General features: G+C 67.6%; 17 protein-coding genes and 1 pseudogene. 4 read left to right on the forward strand and 14 right to left on the reverse strand.

What is annotated here, in order from left to right; all coding sequences use genetic code 11:
• Positions 1-177: 177 nt before the first annotated feature.
• From ACLLJJ_RS16520 to ACLLJJ_RS16570, 11 genes are all read right to left on the reverse strand, one after another.
• Positions 178-1,704, reverse strand: a complete 1,527-nt coding sequence (locus ACLLJJ_RS16520; RefSeq protein WP_434591744.1) for an Eco57I restriction-modification methylase domain-containing protein — start codon at positions 1,702-1,704, stop codon at positions 178-180.
• 542 nt (positions 1,705-2,246) lie between these two features.
• Complete coding sequence (locus tag ACLLJJ_RS16525) at positions 2,247-3,515, reverse strand: IS256 family transposase (protein WP_434600248.1); 1,269 nt, start codon at positions 3,513-3,515, stop codon at positions 2,247-2,249.
• Between the two features lie 228 nt (positions 3,516-3,743).
• Positions 3,744-5,039 (reverse strand): serine hydrolase domain-containing protein, encoded by a 1,296-nt coding sequence (locus ACLLJJ_RS16530; protein ID WP_434591747.1) that lies wholly within the window; start codon positions 5,037-5,039, stop codon positions 3,744-3,746.
• On the reverse strand, positions 5,036-5,947 hold the full coding sequence (locus ACLLJJ_RS16535; protein ID WP_434591750.1) for an aKG-HExxH-type peptide beta-hydroxylase: 912 nt from the start codon (positions 5,945-5,947) through the stop codon (positions 5,036-5,038). Before ACLLJJ_RS16535 ends, ACLLJJ_RS16530 begins: the two co-directional genes overlap by 4 nt.
• A 110-nt stretch (positions 5,948-6,057) precedes the next feature.
• Positions 6,058-6,207, reverse strand: coding sequence for a hypothetical protein (locus ACLLJJ_RS16540; RefSeq protein WP_434591753.1), 150 nt, complete (start codon positions 6,205-6,207; stop codon positions 6,058-6,060).
• A gap of 116 nt (positions 6,208-6,323) precedes the next feature.
• Positions 6,324-7,193, reverse strand: a complete 870-nt coding sequence (locus ACLLJJ_RS16545) for a protein kinase domain-containing protein (RefSeq protein WP_434591756.1) — start codon at positions 7,191-7,193, stop codon at positions 6,324-6,326.
• Positions 7,190-7,837 (reverse strand): hypothetical protein, encoded by a 648-nt coding sequence (locus ACLLJJ_RS16550; protein ID WP_434591759.1) that lies wholly within the window; start codon positions 7,835-7,837, stop codon positions 7,190-7,192. Before ACLLJJ_RS16550 ends, ACLLJJ_RS16545 begins: the two co-directional genes overlap by 4 nt.
• A 4-nt stretch (positions 7,838-7,841) precedes the next feature.
• Entirely contained in the window at positions 7,842-8,576 is a 735-nt protein-coding gene (locus ACLLJJ_RS16555) for a hypothetical protein (RefSeq protein WP_434591762.1), read from the reverse strand.
• Positions 8,573-9,196, reverse strand: a complete 624-nt coding sequence (locus ACLLJJ_RS16560; protein ID WP_434591764.1) for a hypothetical protein — start codon at positions 9,194-9,196, stop codon at positions 8,573-8,575. The genes ACLLJJ_RS16555 and ACLLJJ_RS16560 overlap by 4 nt, the downstream gene beginning before the upstream one ends.
• Positions 9,193-11,079 carry a radical SAM protein gene (locus ACLLJJ_RS16565; RefSeq protein ID WP_434591767.1) on the reverse strand — a complete coding sequence of 629 codons (1,887 nt, stop codon included), beginning with the start codon at positions 11,077-11,079 and terminating at the stop codon, positions 9,193-9,195. Before ACLLJJ_RS16565 ends, ACLLJJ_RS16560 begins: the two co-directional genes overlap by 4 nt.
• Before the next feature lie 38 nt (positions 11,080-11,117).
• Positions 11,118-11,552 (reverse strand): NUDIX hydrolase, encoded by a 435-nt coding sequence (locus ACLLJJ_RS16570; protein WP_434600439.1) that lies wholly within the window; start codon positions 11,550-11,552, stop codon positions 11,118-11,120.
• A gap of 312 nt (positions 11,553-11,864) precedes the next feature.
• Here ACLLJJ_RS16570 and ACLLJJ_RS16575 point away from each other — a divergent pair, with 312 nt between their 5' ends.
• A complete protein-coding gene (locus ACLLJJ_RS16575; protein ID WP_434600691.1) occupies positions 11,865-12,083 on the forward strand; it encodes a hypothetical protein in 219 nt (72 codons plus the stop codon).
• On the opposite strand, the pseudogene ACLLJJ_RS16580 reads toward ACLLJJ_RS16575, so the two are convergent.
• A pseudogene (locus ACLLJJ_RS16580) lies at positions 12,000-12,206 on the reverse strand (ATP-binding protein); the annotation flags it as partial. The gene ACLLJJ_RS16575 and the pseudogene ACLLJJ_RS16580 overlap by 84 nt on opposite strands.
• Here ACLLJJ_RS16580 and ACLLJJ_RS16585 point away from each other — a divergent pair.
• The 3 genes from ACLLJJ_RS16585 (at position 12,132) to ACLLJJ_RS16595 (ending at position 14,777) form a co-directional block, all read left to right on the forward strand.
• On the forward strand, positions 12,132-12,320 hold the full coding sequence (locus tag ACLLJJ_RS16585; RefSeq protein WP_434600692.1) for a hypothetical protein: 189 nt from the start codon (positions 12,132-12,134) through the stop codon (positions 12,318-12,320). The pseudogene ACLLJJ_RS16580 and the gene ACLLJJ_RS16585 sit on opposite strands and share 75 nt — an antisense overlap.
• Before the next feature lie 253 nt (positions 12,321-12,573).
• Entirely contained in the window at positions 12,574-13,941 is a 1,368-nt protein-coding gene (locus ACLLJJ_RS16590) for a hypothetical protein (protein WP_434591770.1), read from the forward strand.
• On the forward strand, positions 13,938-14,777 hold the full coding sequence (locus tag ACLLJJ_RS16595) for a DUF1932 domain-containing protein (protein ID WP_434591773.1): 840 nt from the start codon (positions 13,938-13,940) through the stop codon (positions 14,775-14,777). Before ACLLJJ_RS16590 ends, ACLLJJ_RS16595 begins: the two co-directional genes overlap by 4 nt.
• Before the next feature lie 249 nt (positions 14,778-15,026).
• Here ACLLJJ_RS16595 and ACLLJJ_RS16600 read toward each other — a convergent pair whose 3' ends face one another.
• Both ACLLJJ_RS16600 and ACLLJJ_RS16605 read right to left on the reverse strand, forming a co-directional pair.
• Positions 15,027-16,433: a DUF6177 family protein gene (locus ACLLJJ_RS16600; protein WP_434591775.1), complete on the reverse strand. Its 1,407-nt coding sequence runs from the start codon at positions 16,431-16,433 to the stop codon at positions 15,027-15,029.
• A 272-nt stretch (positions 16,434-16,705) separates the two neighbouring features.
• Positions 16,706-17,032, reverse strand: a complete 327-nt coding sequence (locus ACLLJJ_RS16605) for a hypothetical protein (protein ID WP_434591778.1) — start codon at positions 17,030-17,032, stop codon at positions 16,706-16,708.
• Positions 17,033-17,059: the final 27 nt, after the last annotated feature.

The raw sequence follows: 17,059 nt of genomic DNA on the forward strand, positions 1-17,059 counted from the left end.
ATGTGCCGGTGCAATAAGCGGGGGTCACACTACAGGGCAACTCAGACAGGGGCGTGAGGTCACCGACCAGCCCGAGCCACAGGGACCGACGGGATTCCGCCAACGTGCACAGAATCAGCCATTCCGCGTACTCCGGCAATCCACACTAACCGTCAAGGAGCAGGATGGACCGGACCGTCACAAGTGGCGCTCGACCAGGTCATCGATCTTCTCCTGATCGGGCAACGCACCCTGCGGCCAGTCTCGGCCCATGGCGTCCAACTGCAATTTGCTGGGATAGCGAAGATTCCTCAGATCAGTGGCGTTGACCTGTGTGTGGCCGCTGAATCGTCTGATGAAGCGGTCCAGAAGGGTGGAGTTTAGCCAAAGACAGAGGCCGCGTGCGACCTCCCTCGCGATTCCTTCGCCGCCATTGTGGAATACATTTACGTGGTTCTCGAAGCCGATCCGATCACACGGTGTCTCATCCGGATCGAATACGGAGGCAACGACACGGCGCTTCTCTTCCTTGGAGGAGAGGCGCTTCACGACGACGTAGTAACCGGAAGGGAACGTCATCTTCTCAGTGTCGCCGTTGAGCATGATAGCGTTGTTCTTTTTCGCTCCGGGAACTGGCCAAATAATCGCCCCTTCCCGCATGTGGAGGGGGTAGATCAGCGGAACTGCCCCCTCGGCCGGATCGGGGCGCAGATGTTCCTTACTCCGGAAGTCGACTACCCGTCCCGTGGAAACCTGGCAGCTGATCTCGGGGAGGGCGGCCGGCATGCTTGCGTGTACTGCGGCGAGCTGGACGTCTCCCTCGTCGGCGCTGATGTGAATAAAGTACTCGGGATCCGCCGGGTGCACCATCTCTTCGTATCGAACAGATCGGCTGCGGATATCGCTTGAATAGCTCTGACTGGTCGATACCGTGACCGGGCGGCGTTCCGGGGAATGCGTGCGGGTCGCCGAGAAAATCACGTTCTCTTGGAGTACGTCCGTGTCAGCGAATACCTTGTTCCGGGATTCGAATACATGCACGTGGTCAATGTGCATGTGATCCAGGAAGTACCTACGAAACGGCCGGAAGTATGGGCCGTTGGCGAAGCTGCGAGGCGTAATCGCCACCAGCTGCCCGCCAGGCGCGAGAAGGTGGACGCCGAGCGCCATGAACGCCGAATAGAGGTTCGATGTCTCAGTACATGCCGCCGTCACTGCCCTGCGTTCGCGAGAGTTCGCGGCGAGCTTCTTGTACGGAGGGTTCATGATCACGAGGTCGAAGGGGCCTCGGCCCTGGGCGCCCAAGACCTCATCCGCAGTCGCCCATGCAATGAAGTCGCCTTGTACAAGGCTCACCTCAACGTGGCTGTCGACGGCGCGCGCCGTATTGACGCAATCCGCGAGCGTGGCCGCCAAGGTCTCGTGTACTTGGGGGTCGACCTCGCAGGCCGTGACGCTGATCCGCGTTCCAGGCCGTTCGCGAAGGATGCGCATCACGAGGGACGCTGTGAGGGAGCCGGCTCCGGCACCCGGATCCAGGATGCGGATCGTGTCCGGCGCTTCCAGTCTGGCCAGCGAGGCAATGAAGTCCGCGGCAGGGGCAGGGGTGAAGTACTGGCCCAGCTTCGCGCGCTGCTTGGGGTCAAGCGCCGAAGACGACTCCTGCCTTCGCGCTTCCGTCCGGAGCACAAGATCCATTGCCACTGCTGGTGCTTCTGTTGCCATGGGGACAGCCTAGCCAGGGGATTCCGCTTCCCGACGGGCCTGTGGATAACGTCATCAGGACCTTCATCGTGTTCGAGAGCGCAGGAACCTACTGCGGCCTCGATGGCGACCTCCGCGTCGTCCGTTGTGCTCGTCATTTGTGACGAGCTTCGTTGGAGGCTCGTTGTCCGGCTCGTCGCCGAGGAGCACGGACTGCCACACCCGCTCGTGCAGTTCGGCGATGCAGGGGCTGCACGCGAACATCGGGGCTTGTATGCCCGCGACGCTTGCTGGCCCGATCCATAAGACGCGTGTCCAGCGCTGGCCGCAGTACAGCCAGCAGACCCCGCTCACCCAGGGGTTCCGGTCATCGGTCTGCGGGGGCGCGGTCAGACCTCCTCGCGCGAACTCAGCGATCCCAGGAATCACCATGCGGTCAAGCACCGAGCATCTCTCCAGTTCGATTCACCACCGGTCGAAGGTGGTCAGGTCGTCGAGGGTCTATCAGGATTCAGGTGTGGTTCGTCTGTTTGGCCTACAGGTTTTTCGGTGGGCTGTTCGGTCTACACCCGTCCGGCGGTGAGGCGGCCGTCGAAGAGGACGTCGAACTCGTTCAACGCCGACTTCCAGCGGTTGTTCCAGCGCTGGCGGCCGCGGCCGGTGGGGTCCAGGGCGAGGGTGGCGAGGTAGAGGCGCTTGAGGGCGGCGGTCTCGTTGGGGAAGTGTCCGCAGGCCTGGGCCGCGCGCCGGTAGCGGGCGTTGAGGGACTCGATCGCGTTGGTGGTGTAGACGACCTGCCGGATGGCGTCGGGAAGGCCGAGGAAGGGCACGAACTCGCTCCAGGCCCGCTCCCAGGTCCCGGCGATCGAGGGGTAGCGCTTGCCCCACTTGTCGTCGAAGTCCGTCAGCCGTGTCCGGGCCTCGTCCTCGTTGACGGCGGTGTAGACGGGCTTGAGGTCGCGGGCGACTTCGGCCCAGTCGCGGCGCGAGGCATAACGCAGGCTGGCACGCAGGAGGTGCACCACGCAGGTCTGGACCACGGTCTGGGGCCAGACTGCGTTCACTGCGTCAGGCAGGGCGCTGAGCCCGTCGCAGACCAGCATCAGCACGTCACGGACGCCTCTGTTCTTGATCTCGGTCAGCACCGTCTGCCAGTATTTGGCGCCCTCGCCGCCGTCCCCGGCCCACAGCCCGAGGATCTCGCGATAGCCGTCGGCGGTGACCGCGACGGCCACGTAGATGGGCCGGTTGGCGACAGAGCCGTCCCGGATCTTCACGTGCACGGCGTCGATGAAGATGACCGGGTAGACCGAGTCCAGCGGCCTCGTGCGCCACTCTGCCATCGATTCCAGGGCCTTGTCGGTGATCGTGGAGATGGTCTCCTTTGTCGTCGTCATCCCGTACGTCTGGGCGAGATGGGAGACGATTTCACCGGAGGTCAGTCCCTTCGCGGTCAGCGAGAGCACCAGGTCGTCCAACGCGCCGGTGCGGCGGGCGTACTTGGGCAGCATCCGGGGCTGGAAGGTACCCAGCCGGTCTCTGGGGACCTGCACCGTGACAGCACCGACCTCCGTCATCACCTTCTTGGCCCGGTACCCGTTACGGGTGTTGCCACCCGAGCGCGACCCGCGTCCACCGACCCGGCCGGCCTCCACGGCCAGATGCTCGTCCATCTCGGCTTCCAGAGCGGACTGCATCAGGTGCTGGGCCAGCTCCGGCAACAGGCCGCCCTCGCCCATCAGCCGCAGTCCCCCGCCGCGGACCTTCTCGGCCGCGAGCGCGGCCAGCTCCTCCAGCAGCTCGCTGGACAGACCGTTGTGCGATACCGGCATCGACTTCACGTCGGCACCCTGAGCGCCATCGCCGACCTCGGCAAGTGACACGCCGTCGACGCCCTCGATCAGGTGATCAGTCGTCGTACTCATCAGGCTCACTCCTTCGGGGAGACCCACACCTGATTCATGACACTCCCGTCGTCGAGGCACGCCAACATCTGTGTGCACCGTGCTTTGCCCTCGGTCGGGACTGTGCGCCGTTGGGAGCGGCTTCGTGGACGACGGCTACTGGCGGACGTATGTGAGACCGGGCGCCCGGTCGAGGTCGAGGGTGAAGCGGTCCGCCTGCTCCGTGTCGCCGTTCAAGGTGAGGGTGTAGCCGTTGCCGGTGTACGCCCTCGGCCCCGCTTGGGTGAGCTGGTCCCTGGCCCCTCGGCGCCACAGGTGGAGGGTGCCCGCGTAGTGGGTGAGCCGCAGGGTGCCGGGGGCCTGGTCGCAGGTGAAGGTACCGAGCTCGATGTGCGGGCTGTGGTCGCCGAGCGGGGGCCGGGTGCCGACGGCAACCTTGGGCGTTCGCTGGCGCGCTGCTGCCCGGCGGAGGAGGTCCGATTGATTCCGGTCCGGGTGTTCACGCAGTTCCCGCAGGAGTGCGGCGGTGACCTGGTCGGCTGCGATGTTGGCGTTGTTGGACAGGCAGACCAGTCGCAGTCCCGCGGCGTCCAGGTGGGTCGCTGCGGAGAAGCCCTGTTCGTGGCCATAGTGGAACACGGCGGTGCGTCCGGGGCGCGCGTCGGCGTAGAGGCCGGGTCCGTAGAGGTAGGGCCGGTGGTCGCTGGGCTGGTAGCTGAGGGCGTCCTCCCTGGGGAGCCGGTGTTCGTGCTGCCATTCCTGGTGGAGATGCGCGAGCCATCGATCGAGGTCGCCGACGGTGGTCCACAGGGTTCCGGGCCCGGGCAGCGTGACCGGCGTTTCGGCGTGCTGCCAGCCGTGAGGGGTGGCCTGGTAGGCGGCTGCGGCTTTGGGGATGACGTGGCGGGGGTCGGCCTTGAAGTGGGTGTCGTTCATGCCGAGCGGGTCGAACAGGTGGCGCCGGGCGAGGTGGGCCAGTGTGGTGCGGTGGACCGATTCGAGGATCTCGGCGAGAAGGAGATAGTTGGTGTTGCTGTAGAGGAAATGGCCCTCGGTGACGGCGCGCCGGTGCTGGCGGTAGGCGAGGGTTCGTAGGTCGTCGGCGGTGTAGTGGTCGAGGTCGCGGAAGCCGGTGAGCGAGAGCAGGGACTCGGCGTCGCGGATGCCCGATTGGTGGGTTACCAGGTCCGCGATGGTGACGTCGCTGATCTTGAGTCTGGGCAGTAGGTCCGCGGCCTTCTGGTTGACATGGAACAGGTTGTCTCGGGCGGCGAGCAGGACCAGGTGGGCGGTGATCTGTTTGGCGACGGAGCCGGTATTGAACGTGGTGTTCGGTCTGATGGGCACTCCGTGTTCGAGGCTGGCCAGGCCGGTCTGTAGGAGGACGGGGTCTTCGCCGGGCCTATCGACCAGCAGGGACAGGCCCGGGGCCTCGTGGCGGTCGGCGTTCACAGGGCAAGCGCCTGCTGGTAGACGGCAGCCAGGCGGAGGCAGAGGGCGTCGTCGCTGATCAGTTCCAGGGCGCGGGGGTGGTCGGCGGCGGTGCCTGCGAGGAGGCTTCGCTGCTGGTCGAGGTAGGCGGCCAGGAAGCGGTGCAGGTCTCCTGTGGTGCCATTCAGCGCGTGGGCCGTGTAGAGCATTGTGAGGGGGAAAGCCCAGCAGGCGTGGAGGAAGCCGAAGGCGGGCCTCATCGTCTTCTTCCAAGGGGAGTGGAAGTGCGCCTGATCGTCGATCTTGCAACCGGTGGCGGAGAGGGCGTCGTTGATCCAGTTGTGGCCGGCCTCGTGGATGAGGTCACGGGCCAGGACAACCGGGTCCCCGACGTGGTCCATGAAGACGGTGCCGGGCAGGCGCGTGATGGTCCAGCTATCGAGGGTGTCGCCGAGGCTCTTGGTGCGCAGCAGGCACAGGACGACGGCGTGCGCGGCGAGCAGGTCGCCGAAGCCCGCGTCCATGGCGGCGGTGTACGCGACGGCCGCGAGGTCGCGTAGCTGCGGCGGGGCAGGTTCGGTGTTGGGACCGAGCACGTAATAGGGGGTCTCGGAGATCGGAGATCGGGGCAGGTCGGTGAGGTCCGGGCTGATGACGACGCGAGCTCCGACGGCGGTAGGCGTGGAGTTGGTGGAGGCGTCCGCGTCGGGGTGGCCGGTGTACCAGTCGAAGGTGGTGTTGTTGCCCGCGCGGGCGGCGGCTTCAGCTCCTTCGAGGGCGTGGTGGGCGAGGCAATAGTCAGTGGCCGGGTTCATGCCGGTGTGAGGCGGCTGTGTGTCGGGGCGGATGACTGCGTGGATGCGACGGGTGCGGTCGTGGTGGAGGCGGGTGATCGGCGGGAAGTCGAAGAGGGCGCCGAGGGTGTCCACGAAAGGGCTCCTGTTCGGTGGTCGGGCCTGGGGCCGGGGCGCGCATGCTGGCGGCCCGGCCCCAGGTGTGTTCACCGGCGGCGCTCAGAGCGCCGGGCGGCTGTGAGCGTTCAGGCGACGGTCGTGGTGGTGTCCGCTTCGGCGGCCGGCCAGCCCTCGGCCGAGACGCTGGAAGTGTGGGCGGTGGTACGGACGGTGTCGTCCTCGCCCCGCAGGTCCTCGACGTCGGCGAGGAAGTCGGCGATGCGATCGTTGCTCATGGGTTGTTCCGCCTTCGGTCTCGTGGCTTCGGGTTGTTCCCTGGGCTCTGGTGTTTGGCCTAGGAGTGCGGCGGTGATCTCGCCCTGGGCATGTGCATGTGCGGGCCTCCCTGGCGTCAGTCAGTGCTGAGGGACCTGGCGGCGGTGCGGAGCGCGTCACGTAGGTCGCCCATACGGGGGCGATCGGCAGCCTGGGCGGAGAGCGCGGCGGCGACGAGGGATCGCAACGGATCAGGGATGACAGTGAAGTTCGTGTGACCGCCGAGGCGAGGGATGTCCGCGCACAGGTAGCGGTAGACCAGGACGCCGAGGCTGAAGACGTCGGCGGCCGGGGTGGCTTCGTGGTAGCCGGTCAAGTACTCGGGCGGCCAGTGAACCTCGGGGCCGCGGTGGTCCGGCCCGCGCGGGGTTGTGATGCGACGGGCAGCCCCCAGATCGGTGATCAGACCCCGGCCCTGGTCGATGAGGATGTTCTCCTGGTAGACGTCGCGGTGGACGATGCCGCGCTGGTGAAGGCTTCCCAACCCGTCGGCGACGTCGGCGAGGATGTTCAGGCCCTTGCTGGTGTCCTTCGAGGAGGCCATGAAGGCCCGAAAGTTCCCGTCGTCGCAGTGCGGCATGGTGAACCAGTCGAACCGCTCCGAGCTGCCTTGTTCCAGCAAGGGGACGACGTGGTCGGTTCCGGCGGCGGCGGTGGTGAGTTCCGCTTCGTGGCGGAAGTCCTCGCGGGCCAGGGCTCGTTCCGCCTCGGTCATCTGCGCGTACCAGTAGAAGCCGTACGCGGCGGGCCGCTCGGTGGGCTCGAGTTCGCTCAGGACGTGGTTGCTGCCGAAGCCGGCCTTCACGACGACGTCGTCTTGGCCGGGGCGGCTGGCCTTGACCAGCGTGCTGGCGCGGGTGAACGCGAGGAGGCCGCTGACGTGCCAGCCGTCCGTCTGGAGCTGATCGAGGACCCAGGCTGCGGGATGCATCGGGTGCAGGCTCATCTGTTCGCTTCCGTGGTCGGAGGTGTAGAGCGGCTGGCCGCGCGGAGCTGGTCCATGCAGGCAGCGGTCAGGGCGTCGAGGTCGGCGCGGGTCGTGCAAGGGTGGTGCAGCACCGGCAGGCCGGTGATCTTGGCCCAGGCGTTGGCGGCCTCCTGGTATAGGTCGGCCAGCCGGGCGGCGGCCTCGGGGTGCTCGGTGAAGCGCCGGGCGGTCGCCCGTCTGGTGATGCGGGCGTGGCAGATGTCGGCCTCGGTGGTCAGCAGAACGGTCAGCTGCGGGCGGGCTGACCCTTGTTCGGCGAGGCGTTCGACGTACTCGTCGACGGACTGCTGGTGGAGTAGAGCGAGCAGGCAGGCGGTGGAGAGCGTGAGCCGGTCGGCGAGGACCGGGCCTTGGGCGAGGGCGGGGGCGAGGTTGAAGCGGGAGTGGAGGGTCAGGTCCTGGCAAGCGGCCTCGATGGCCTCGTCGGGGTCGCCCGCGTGTCCGGCCCGCAGGCGGATCAGGGTGCGGGTGGAGGGATGGGAGAGCCAGGAGAACTGGCCGACGTGGCTGAGGGCGATGCCCGTGGTGCGGGCGTCTGCCAGGAGCCGGTCTCGGAGGGTGCTCTTTCCGGCGCCGGCTATGCCTTCCAGGGCCAGGAGCACGCGCTCACTCCGCCGTGGTGGGTTCGGCGATCAACCAGCTGATGAACTTGGCGACCCTGCCAGCGGTGATCGGGAGGGTGCCGTGTGCGAGCTGGGAGCCATACAGCAGGGCGGTGCCGGGATCCGGAGCAACGCTCCAGCGGGTGCGGGGCATCTGCTGGAACCAGGTGGCGGAGTTGTCGGCTCCGTCGCGGGCCAGCCACATGCCCTCCGCGTAGCCGTGCGCGGTGGCATCCGGTGCCTGCCCATGCCATAGGCGGTCGCTGGAGGCGGTCTCGACGTAGAAGTCGCCTCCGGCGTCGGCCTGGGTGATCACAACGCTGATGCCGGCGATCTGGCGGGGCCAGGCAAGCGGCTCGGGGGCGATGCCGTCGAGGTGGCTGGTGATGTGCTGGCCCACCCCGTACTCCACGTACGTCCAAGGGCGGCACAAAGCGATGGAGGGCATGACGCGGGACAGGGCCGGGCGGGCGCGTTCGAAGGCGGCGTACAGGAGCTTTTCGGCTGCCTCGGGGATGGTGGGGATCTCGATGCGTCCGGCGGGCTCGTAGACGGCCATGGCCTGTTCGGTGCTGTGGCCGGGGATCTCGTGGATAGAGGTACGGCGATCACCGCCGAAGCGGGCGGCGTCCTCGGCGATAAGGAACTCGTTCATCAGGCTGGCGAGTTGGGCTCGCTCGTCGGCGCTGAGGAAATTCTCAATGCTGCCGACGCCGACGGTCTCGGCTATGTGGATCACTTCGTGGTCCCCCTCTGCTGGAGCACGCGGTGGATGTCGTTGAGGTCCGTGCAGTGGTTGAGCCAGGTGACGACCGGGCTGCTGGTCGGGGCCAGCGGGTCTTGCCACAGCGCGAGGAGCTCTCCCGTCAGCGGCAGCTCGTCGCTGACGGGCAGCAAACTGGCCTCGGCCATGGCAAGGACGGGGCAGTCGGCGCCGTACTGCCAGGCGAAGACGCGGGCGAGGCGGGTGGCGGCCGTGGTGCGGCTTGCCTGCCGGAGCCGGTCGGTGGGCGGGGGACGGCGGTAGGCGCGGTGCTCGGTGATCGTCCACGCCTGCCCGATGGCAGCGCCCGAGGCGGCGATCTGGCAGGTCGCACAGCAGTGACGGTCGAACTTGGGGCAAGGCAGCACGTGTTCGCCAAGGGTGCGGGCAATCTCGTCGAGGACCGTCCACGCGGTATCGGCCAGCATCGTGCCGACGTCGGGCTGTCCGGGCGCCGCGGTGTCCTGGTGGTTGCAGCACGCCTTGCCTGTGCCAGGCTGGCCGACCGAGGTGAGGGCGGGTTCGATGAACAGGGTGTGGAAGTAGACGATGCGTCCCAGTAACTGGTGGACGGTCACCTCGTCGCCGGGCTTCACCGCAGCACCGCCTCCACCTCGGTGGCCGGCACCGGAAGCGGACAGGCGCACGTGGTGCCCATGTCTGGGTGCTCAGCGGTGAGGGCTTCGGCCAGCACGGCAGCGGCCTTGACCAGGTGGGCGAAGTGGGTGTCCCACCCCTGGCCCGGGTGGGGGGCCAGGCTCAGGTCGAGGACCGGGGTCGTGGTGCCCGAACTCTCACAGGTGAGTTCCGAGCGGCCGACGCTGACCTCGATGCCTTCGGGCAGGTCCAGCATCGCGGCGGTGGCAGCCCGGCACAGAGCCGCAGCCGTGCGGGCGTACTCCTCGCGGTCGCGGGCGAGGATGCCGACGCGCAGGCCGGCAGGGGGAAGGTCCAGGTCCGCGTACTGGTGGCCCTGGCAGCTGTCGTATGTGATTAGGCCCCAGGCGCGGGTGACGGCGTCGACCAGCGGCCAGACGCCCGGCTCGATGGACGCCCGCCACATGGGGTGGGCAGGGTCGAGGTCGTCGGCCTCGTGGACGCCGGCGAGCCCGACGGTGTTGATGTTGCCGTGCTCGCTGGTGTGCAGCCGCACCTCCCTGCGGGCGACGGCCGGGCTGTCCCAGCGGGTAAGGAAGGCATTCACGTCGCGCATGCTGTTGGGGGTCCGCGGATGCCAGCGCAGGCTCTGGCACCAGGTGCCTTCGGGGTGCGCCGGCTGGACGAGCAAGGCCGAGATGCCGTCGATCATCCGCATCCGGTAGTCGCAGTACGCGTCGTGATCGTCGGCTGGGTCCATACGCCAGCGGGTGGCGACGCAGCCACCGCCGCACGTGTCGCGGTAATCGCAGGTGGTGCATTTGTCCATCAGGGCCTTGCCCTGGTTCAGCAGGAGGGAGCCCTGCTGGGCGCGAATTACTTCGTGCTGGCCGTTGGCTGTTTCAAGCTGAAGCAGGCGGGCCTGTGGCCAGGGCAGTTCGTCGCAGCTGCCGAGACGGCCGTCGGGATACAGGGTGAAGACGTGGTCGCACTTGAGGTCGGAGAAGTGGCAGAAGCCCGTCTGTAGGCCCCGTAACCGCCGGATCGTGGAAACGGCTGGTTCGAGCTTGATGCGGGCGAAGTGCCCGGCGGTGATCCAGTGGGCGGTGGCGGCGAGGACGAACTGTGCGTACTCGTCGGGGTGGACCGCCCAGGCGGGGCCGTCGGTGTCGTTCACTGCGGTCTGCTGGAGTAAGCGGCTGGCTGTCTTGCGCCGTCCTGGCAGGGCGGTGGAGCGGCGGATCGTGGAGTCGAAGCAGGGAACGAAGCTGATCGCGTTGACGGAACCAAAGCCGGCGAGATGATCCAGGACCTGCTCGGCGCGACCCAGCACCACTGGGGTCACCGCGGCGATCACGCCAACGCTGCGGCCCCGTTCTGCCAGGAGATCCAGGGACGCGGCGACGCGCGGGTAGACGGGCTTCCCGTCGTAACCGACCCGCCAGGCGTTGCCCTGGGCGTCCCCGTCGAGGGAAATGCCGATCTGCAAATCCGGACAGAGGTCGTCGAACATCTCGAGCCAGTCCGCGTCGAGCAGGACACCGTTGGTCTGCAGGCTAACGCAGACGACCTGAGGCAGGCCGGCCAGCTCCGTGAGGATCTCGGCGATGTGGTCGCGGCCTGCGGTCAGCGGCTCGCCACCGTGCAGTTCGACAGCGAGCGGCCGGCCCCTGAAGAGGTCGGCCAGGCGCCTGACCTGGCCGGCGCCCACCCGTGCCCCTCCGGGAGCCTCTTTGCGCTTCTCGTAGCAGTAGAGGCAGTCGATGTCGCACGTCTCACCGCGTGTCTTGACGATGACCGACACCGCGGTGCCGGTGTCGTCGACGTCCAGGCCCCGGTAGAGCCCCTCGATCGGATGGCGCTGTTCTGTGCTGAGGTTCATCGGCTGCCTCTCCCATGCTGCCGTGACCGGACAGGTGGCTAGTCGGACAGGCGCCCCAGCAGGGCGCCCTGGCCGGACTGGAGGATGTGGGCGGCCTCCAGCGGGATCCAGAAGCACTCGAAGTGAGTAGGTTCCTGCTCGCCGTCGTGGTCCTCCTGGCTCATCCACCGCTCGGGGGTCGGCTCGGTGAGCTCCAGGTGGAAGACGTGCCGGTGCTGGATCTCGAACCGGTACGGGCTGATGTCGTACTCGGTCTCACCGAGCTTGCGCACGATCTTGAAGTCGGACAGGCCGGTCTCCTCACGGGCCTCGCGCAGAGCGGCTGCCTCCGGGGTCTCGCCGGGGCGGATGCTGCCCGCCGGGACCTGGATGCCGACCTCCTCGTAGGTGTAGTCGGTGTGGCGGAACACCAGCAGCCGCCCGTCGCGTACGACGTAGACGAGGACCTTTTCCTTCGTGACCTTCTCAGGCACAACAACCTCCACTTGGTCGGGAATGGGCAGAGCCGTGGCCCTCGCCCCGTGCTGGGATGTCCCGAGGCCGACCCGTGCTGGGAGTGGGGCCTCGGGGAAGCGCACGAGTCTAGGCTCCCAACTGCCTGTCAAATCGGCACTATTCAGTCGATGGGATGGCTTGTTGGCGTTCCTTGCGCCGCCAGGCCCTCCACTCGGCCACTGCCGGGGCCCTTCCGTCGCCTGCATGTGTGAGGAGGACTGCTGCACCGACGGTGGACGAGACCTCCGCGCCGCTTTGACCTCCGGTTTCCTCGGTGAGTAGGAGACCAGGTGCAGCTCTCGGCCGCTGTCCTGGTCCGTCGTCTGATCCAGGGCCCCGCTGGGTACGTCGAACTCGGCCCAGCAGCGTTTGCCAGTCGGGGTGAGATCGGTTCCATGGCGGTCGGCGAGTGCGGACACGAGGTGCAGTCCCCGCCCGGACTCGGCATTCACGTCCACGGGGCCCGTTTCCGGGAGCGCCTTCGCGGTGTCATGGACCTCGACGACTAGCGCAGCACCGTTTCGGTGGACCCCGACCGTGACGGGGCCCGACGTTGCATGCAGCACGGCGTTGGTAACCAGTTCAGCGGCGACCAGCTCGATTCCGTCCAGTTCGTCCTCGCCGAGCTGTATGTCCCAGGAACGAACGGCGGTCACGACGCGGTGTCGTGCCTGCTGGGCGGCGGCTGCCGTTTGGGCGACGGGGAATGCGAGCTGGTGGTGCGCTGCCATGAGCGGGCCTCCTGAGCTGCCTGGCCTTGCGTACCCACGGCGGGGAACGTGATCTCGAAGGGTCTGCGTGTTGCCGTGGCGAAGACCGCAGTGTGCTCCACCGTTCGTGCCTGAACGAGCCCCTAAGCGATGACTAACGTGGTCCCTTCGTGCCGAACCAATGTCTATTGGCCGTGCGTCCGCGGTTTCTTCCTAACGGGACTGCACCTGAGCGCAGTTGATGTCTAGCGTGGTGGCCAGAGGAAGGCGCCGGCGCGAGGGAGCGGCTGTGGAGCAATCGGGACCGACCCTCTTCCAGACCCTGATCAATCAGCGGGGCTGGCAGGACCACCAGGTCTTCAAGACGCGATACGAACAAGCGGCCAAGCAGTTAGCGGAGTTGGAAGGCCCTCGCTCGATCTCGACCGCGACGATCGAGAAGCGGCAGTTCTTCCGATACGCGCACGGAGAGGTGCGCACCCCGCAGACGGTCGCTCGTCGCGTCCTGGAGTTCATGTTCCCGGGCATCCCGGCCGCCCGGCTCCTCGGGCCCGTGTCGTCCGGGCCAGCGCCTTCGCCGCTTCATTCAGCGGCTGGCGGGGGACAGGCAGGGGATCCGTCCGAGTACGGCCTTGAAGACGTGGTCATGGCGGCGGCCAGCGAGTCGGCGCAGTTCGCGGCCAAGGCAGAGAGCAGCAATGTGGGACCGCACACGCTGGAGCAGCTGGAAGCTGACATCCGCCGCATCGTCGTTTCGTACCCCAACCGGCCCGTCGGGCCACTCTTCCGCGAAGTACGCACCCTGCGTGACCACGCCTTCGAACTCCTCGAAGGGCGTCAGCCACCGCAGTACACCTGTGACCTCTACGTGGGCGCCGGCGTCCTGTGCGGCGTACTGGCGAACGCCAGCTTCGACCTGGGCCGCTACGACGCAGCCGAGACGCAGGCCCGCACGGCTTTCCTGTTCGGGGAACTGGCCGGGCATAACGGCCTGCGCTCCTGGGTGCGCGGGCTTCAGGCCCTGATCTCGTACTGGGACGGTCGTCCGGCCGACGCCGTACGCCTGGCCGAAGTCGGAAGCGCTTTTACGCCGGAGTCCGGCACGGCTCAGATCCGGCTGGAGAGCATTAAGGCACGCGCGTACGGCCAGCTGAACCGGGGCAGCGACGCCCTTGCTGCCCTCAGCGCCGCTGACCGTCTGCGTGAACGTCTCAGCCAAGGCGATGAACTGCCCGGCGGGATGATGGCCTTCCCGGTCGAGAAGCAGCTCTTCTACGCCAGCAGCACCCACCTCTGGCTCGCCGGTAACCAGCATCTCAGCGACGCCGAGGCTCGCGCCGACGAAGCGGTGGAGATGTTCCAGGCTGCACCGCCGGGACAGGAACGGCTGGGGGAGATGTCCCTGGCCCGCATGGACCTGGCCATGGCCCGGCTGGGCCGAGGCGACATCGAGGGCGCCGCGACTCAGATCCACCCCGTCCTCGGCGTTAATGAGCGACGCCGCACTGAGAGCGTCGATCGCCGGATCGGTCACTTCAGTCGTCAGCTCGCGCTGCACCCAGGAGCGGGGTCGCCTTCCGCGATCGGACTTCGAGAGTCGATCATTGCTCATCAGGAACGCTCGCCCGCCCAGCTCCCTCCCGGAGGCAGCCAGTGACCACCGTTACCCTCTTGCACCCCGGCTCCATGGGTGCCGCCGTCGCTGCCCAAGCGGTCGAGGCAGGCCACGAGGTGCTTTGGGTGCCGGATGACCGAAGCGAGGCGACGCGGCGCCGGGCGATGGAAGCCGGCGCTATTGCATGCGACTCTCTCGGCGAGGCGCTGGAGAGAAGCGACGTCGTCCTTTCGGTCTGCCCGCCGCAGGCCGCGGAGGATGTGGCGGCGAGCGTCGCCGACCGTGCCTTCAGCGGGGTGTACGTCGATGCCAACGCGATCAACCCGCAGCGGATGCAGCACATCGCAGAGCGGATTCGGCCCGGGCGCACCGTCCTCGACGGAGCGATCTTCGGTCCGCCACCCGGCGGTCAGCGGAGCGCGCGTCTCTACCTCGCCGGAGACAGCCACTCCGCCGACTTCGTGGACACCCTGTTCAAGGACACCTGCCTGCACATCCGCCGTGCGAGCGGCAACATTGGCTCCGCCTCCGCATTGAAAATGGCCTTCGCCAGCTACCAGAAGGCCGCCCGAACGCTCGCCGGAGTCGCTCACGCACTCGCTGACGCGCATGGCGTCGGCGACCAGCTCACGGCGGAGGCCGAGATCATGGCGTCCAACATCCTGTCCGACCCCGCCTACCTGCCCAGCGTGGCGGCACGGGCCTGGCGCTGGGCCCCCGAGATGCAGGACATCGCCGAGACGTTGCGTGCGGCCGGGCTCCCTGCGGACATGGCCGAGGCTGCGGTCGCGGTCATGTCCCGCTGGGAAGGGGACAAGGACCAGTCCGACCTAGAGGTCGCAGACGTCCTAGCCCACCTGCGGAGGCAGGACGCCTGAGCGGCGGGCAGCATCGGTTCTTCTCACCGTTGCTCTGGGCAGCTCGCTGAAGGATCTGCCCGGTACACGGCTGTGGGTGACCGGCCGGCTCAGGGCCGACGAGGAGCGCAGAATGCGCTTATGAAACCGGGGCATGACTGCGACCGATGGCGTGAGACGGGTGAGTGCTGAGTCCCGGTTGCTCCGTTGACCGGCAATCGGCCCCGATCTTGCGACACCTGTCCGTGCCGCGCCGGCTCAGCCGGAATTTCACTGGCGGCTTTTCAGGTGGTTGTTGAGGTCCTGGAGATGTTGCCAGGCGGTGGGGTCGGTGCCGTTGCCGAGGGTGTAGTGCAGAGCGGAGCGCGTTGCGGGGCCGAGGCGCGTCGGGCGCGGGCGCTGGAAGGATTCGGCGTGGGTGCGGCCGACGGTGTGTACGGCGTCGGGGCCGAGGGTGAAGGAGAGCGGGACCGGGGGCGGCTCGTGGTGGGGCGGGGTGGTCAGGTCGGCGCGGCCGGGGCGCAGGTGCGTGAGCATTGAGGTGAGGTTGTGCCGGGCGGCGAGGGTCTCGGCCAGTACGGGAAGGGTGTCGAGGGGCGGGGGCCGGTCTGGGGTGTGGCCGACGGCGAGGGTGATGTGTTCCTCGACTCCGGCCGGGGTGCGGATGATGCGGCAGGTGGCGATCGCCGGGCTGTCGGGGGTTCCGACGGCGACCAGCCAGGTGGGGGCGGCCTTCTTGGCTCGGGTGCGGGCCAGTTCGGTGAGTTGTCTCGGTGACCAGGGCTGGTTGACGGGCTCGGCGGTTGACCATCCGGCGGGTGGGTTGCCGGTGAGGGCCTGCCAGGCGGCTTCCAAGGCGCTGCCGAGGAGGAGTTCTTCGACGGCGGGGTGGGTGGTGCGGATGGAGAGGTGAAGCTGCTGTTCGTCTTGCCCGCCGGCGCCGGAGTGGAACGCGTCCGAGATCGGAGTGCGGCCGTCCGACGTGAGGGCCTGGGTGAAGCGGCCTTCGTGCCAGTGGAGTACGGCACCGGTGAGACCGTCGTAGTAGCCGCAGTCGGGGTCCCGGACGATCCAGCGGGCCGGGACCTTGGTCAGCAGGGTGCGGACGGGCAGGGTCAGCCGCGTGCCGGGCGGGGTGACGATCTGCACTTCGCGTCCCGACGGGATGCTGGTTTGTATCAGGTCGGTGAGCCAGGTGGTCGCGGCGACCACCGGACGGTCCTGGAGGATCACGGCGGCCTGGGGCGTGAGGACGTCGACGGCAAGCGGGCTGTCGACGGCGTTGCCACCGTCCTCGGAGGGAACGGCGACGACGCCGGTGTGCGCTGCGTCGGCCGGCCAGGTGGACCCGCCCAGCCGAGCGGCCAGCCGCCCGGCTATCGATCCGGCCAGCCGCTCGGCTTCCGCGACCGCAGTGGTCGCCCGCACCTCGGTCCACCACACCGGCGCTTCGGCTCCTGCCCCCGCACCGAGCAACCGGCGCACCTCACCCGGCACTTGCACGAACAGCGGAACCTCGACCGTCACGACGGAACGCCCATCCTGCGTACGCAGATGGACGACAGCCCCCTCGGCGCTGCTGCTCACCCGAAGATCGGGGCCACCGGCGAACAGCCCGGCAAGCACACTGCGGGCATCCGGCATCTCCGGGGTGAGGGCAATGACGTCCTGTGTCACGAAAATCCTTCAGCGGTGGTCGACTGCCGTCAGCGTCAGAGGGAGTCGGCTTGGTCGAATCAGAGTCTGCCTGTGAGATTGGGTCCCAAGCCATCGTCGTACGCATTCGGCGTTGCCAGCCCTTCAGGCGTGGCGGTGCCGAAGTAGGTGGGCTCGCCCGGTTCGGGGGGCACGCCGAGCAGACTGCCGAGCTCCTTCAAGGCTGCCGCGAGCCGTGGTGCGTTGTAGCGGTAGACCTCAGGATGCAGACGGCCCGAGAGGTCGTACCAGCCCTAAATGTCGTGATGCACGGACAGTTCGGCCGAGAGGCCGACAGGAGCCGGAGATACGGACAAATTGAGCAGCTGCATCTCTTTTTGAGGCTTTCCTGTCGCGTCAAGCCATGTCCCTGCGCCAATGACGTGAATGTCACCGATTTCCGCGGTGGGAAACCCGATGGGGCGCATGCCGAGCAGTCGTTCCGGAATGCTTGGGTCTCCCAGAGGTTTAGTGAGCTCGAGACTGCTTGTGATGCCGCTTGTGCCGACGCCCAAGACGTGCCAGCGGTACTCAAGTTTGGCGGGAACGAGAAGCCCAAGCCGAACAAGCACTTCATTCATCCGTGCCACCGTCGAAAGCGCTGAATC

The sequence above is a fragment of the Streptomyces sp. A5-4 genome, from assembly GCF_051131715.1.
Lineage (GTDB): Bacteria > Actinomycetota > Actinomycetes > Streptomycetales > Streptomycetaceae > Streptomyces.

What these genes read in the sequence shown, in the direction of transcription:
- ACLLJJ_RS16540 (WP_434591753.1), bottom strand. Translation starts at nt 6,207, where the DNA reads ATGAGCAACGATCGCATCGCCGACTTCCTCGCCGACGTCGAGGACCTG.
- ACLLJJ_RS16525 (WP_434600248.1), bottom strand. Translation starts at nt 3,515, where the DNA reads ATGCCGGTATCGCACAACGGTCTGTCCAGCGAGCTGCTGGAGGAGCTG.
- ACLLJJ_RS16605 (WP_434591778.1), bottom strand. Translation starts at nt 17,032, where the DNA reads ATGAATGAAGTGCTTGTTCGGCTTGGGCTTCTCGTTCCCGCCAAACTT.
- ACLLJJ_RS16545 (WP_434591756.1), bottom strand. Translation starts at nt 7,193, where the DNA reads ATGAGCCTGCACCCGATGCATCCCGCAGCCTGGGTCCTCGATCAGCTC.
- ACLLJJ_RS16585 (WP_434600692.1), top strand. Translation starts at nt 12,132, where the DNA reads ATGCAGCACGGCGTTGGTAACCAGTTCAGCGGCGACCAGCTCGATTCC.
- ACLLJJ_RS16520 (WP_434591744.1), bottom strand. Translation starts at nt 1,704, where the DNA reads ATGGCAACAGAAGCACCAGCAGTGGCAATGGATCTTGTGCTCCGGACG.
- ACLLJJ_RS16565 (WP_434591767.1), bottom strand. Translation starts at nt 11,079, where the DNA reads ATGAACCTCAGCACAGAACAGCGCCATCCGATCGAGGGGCTCTACCGG.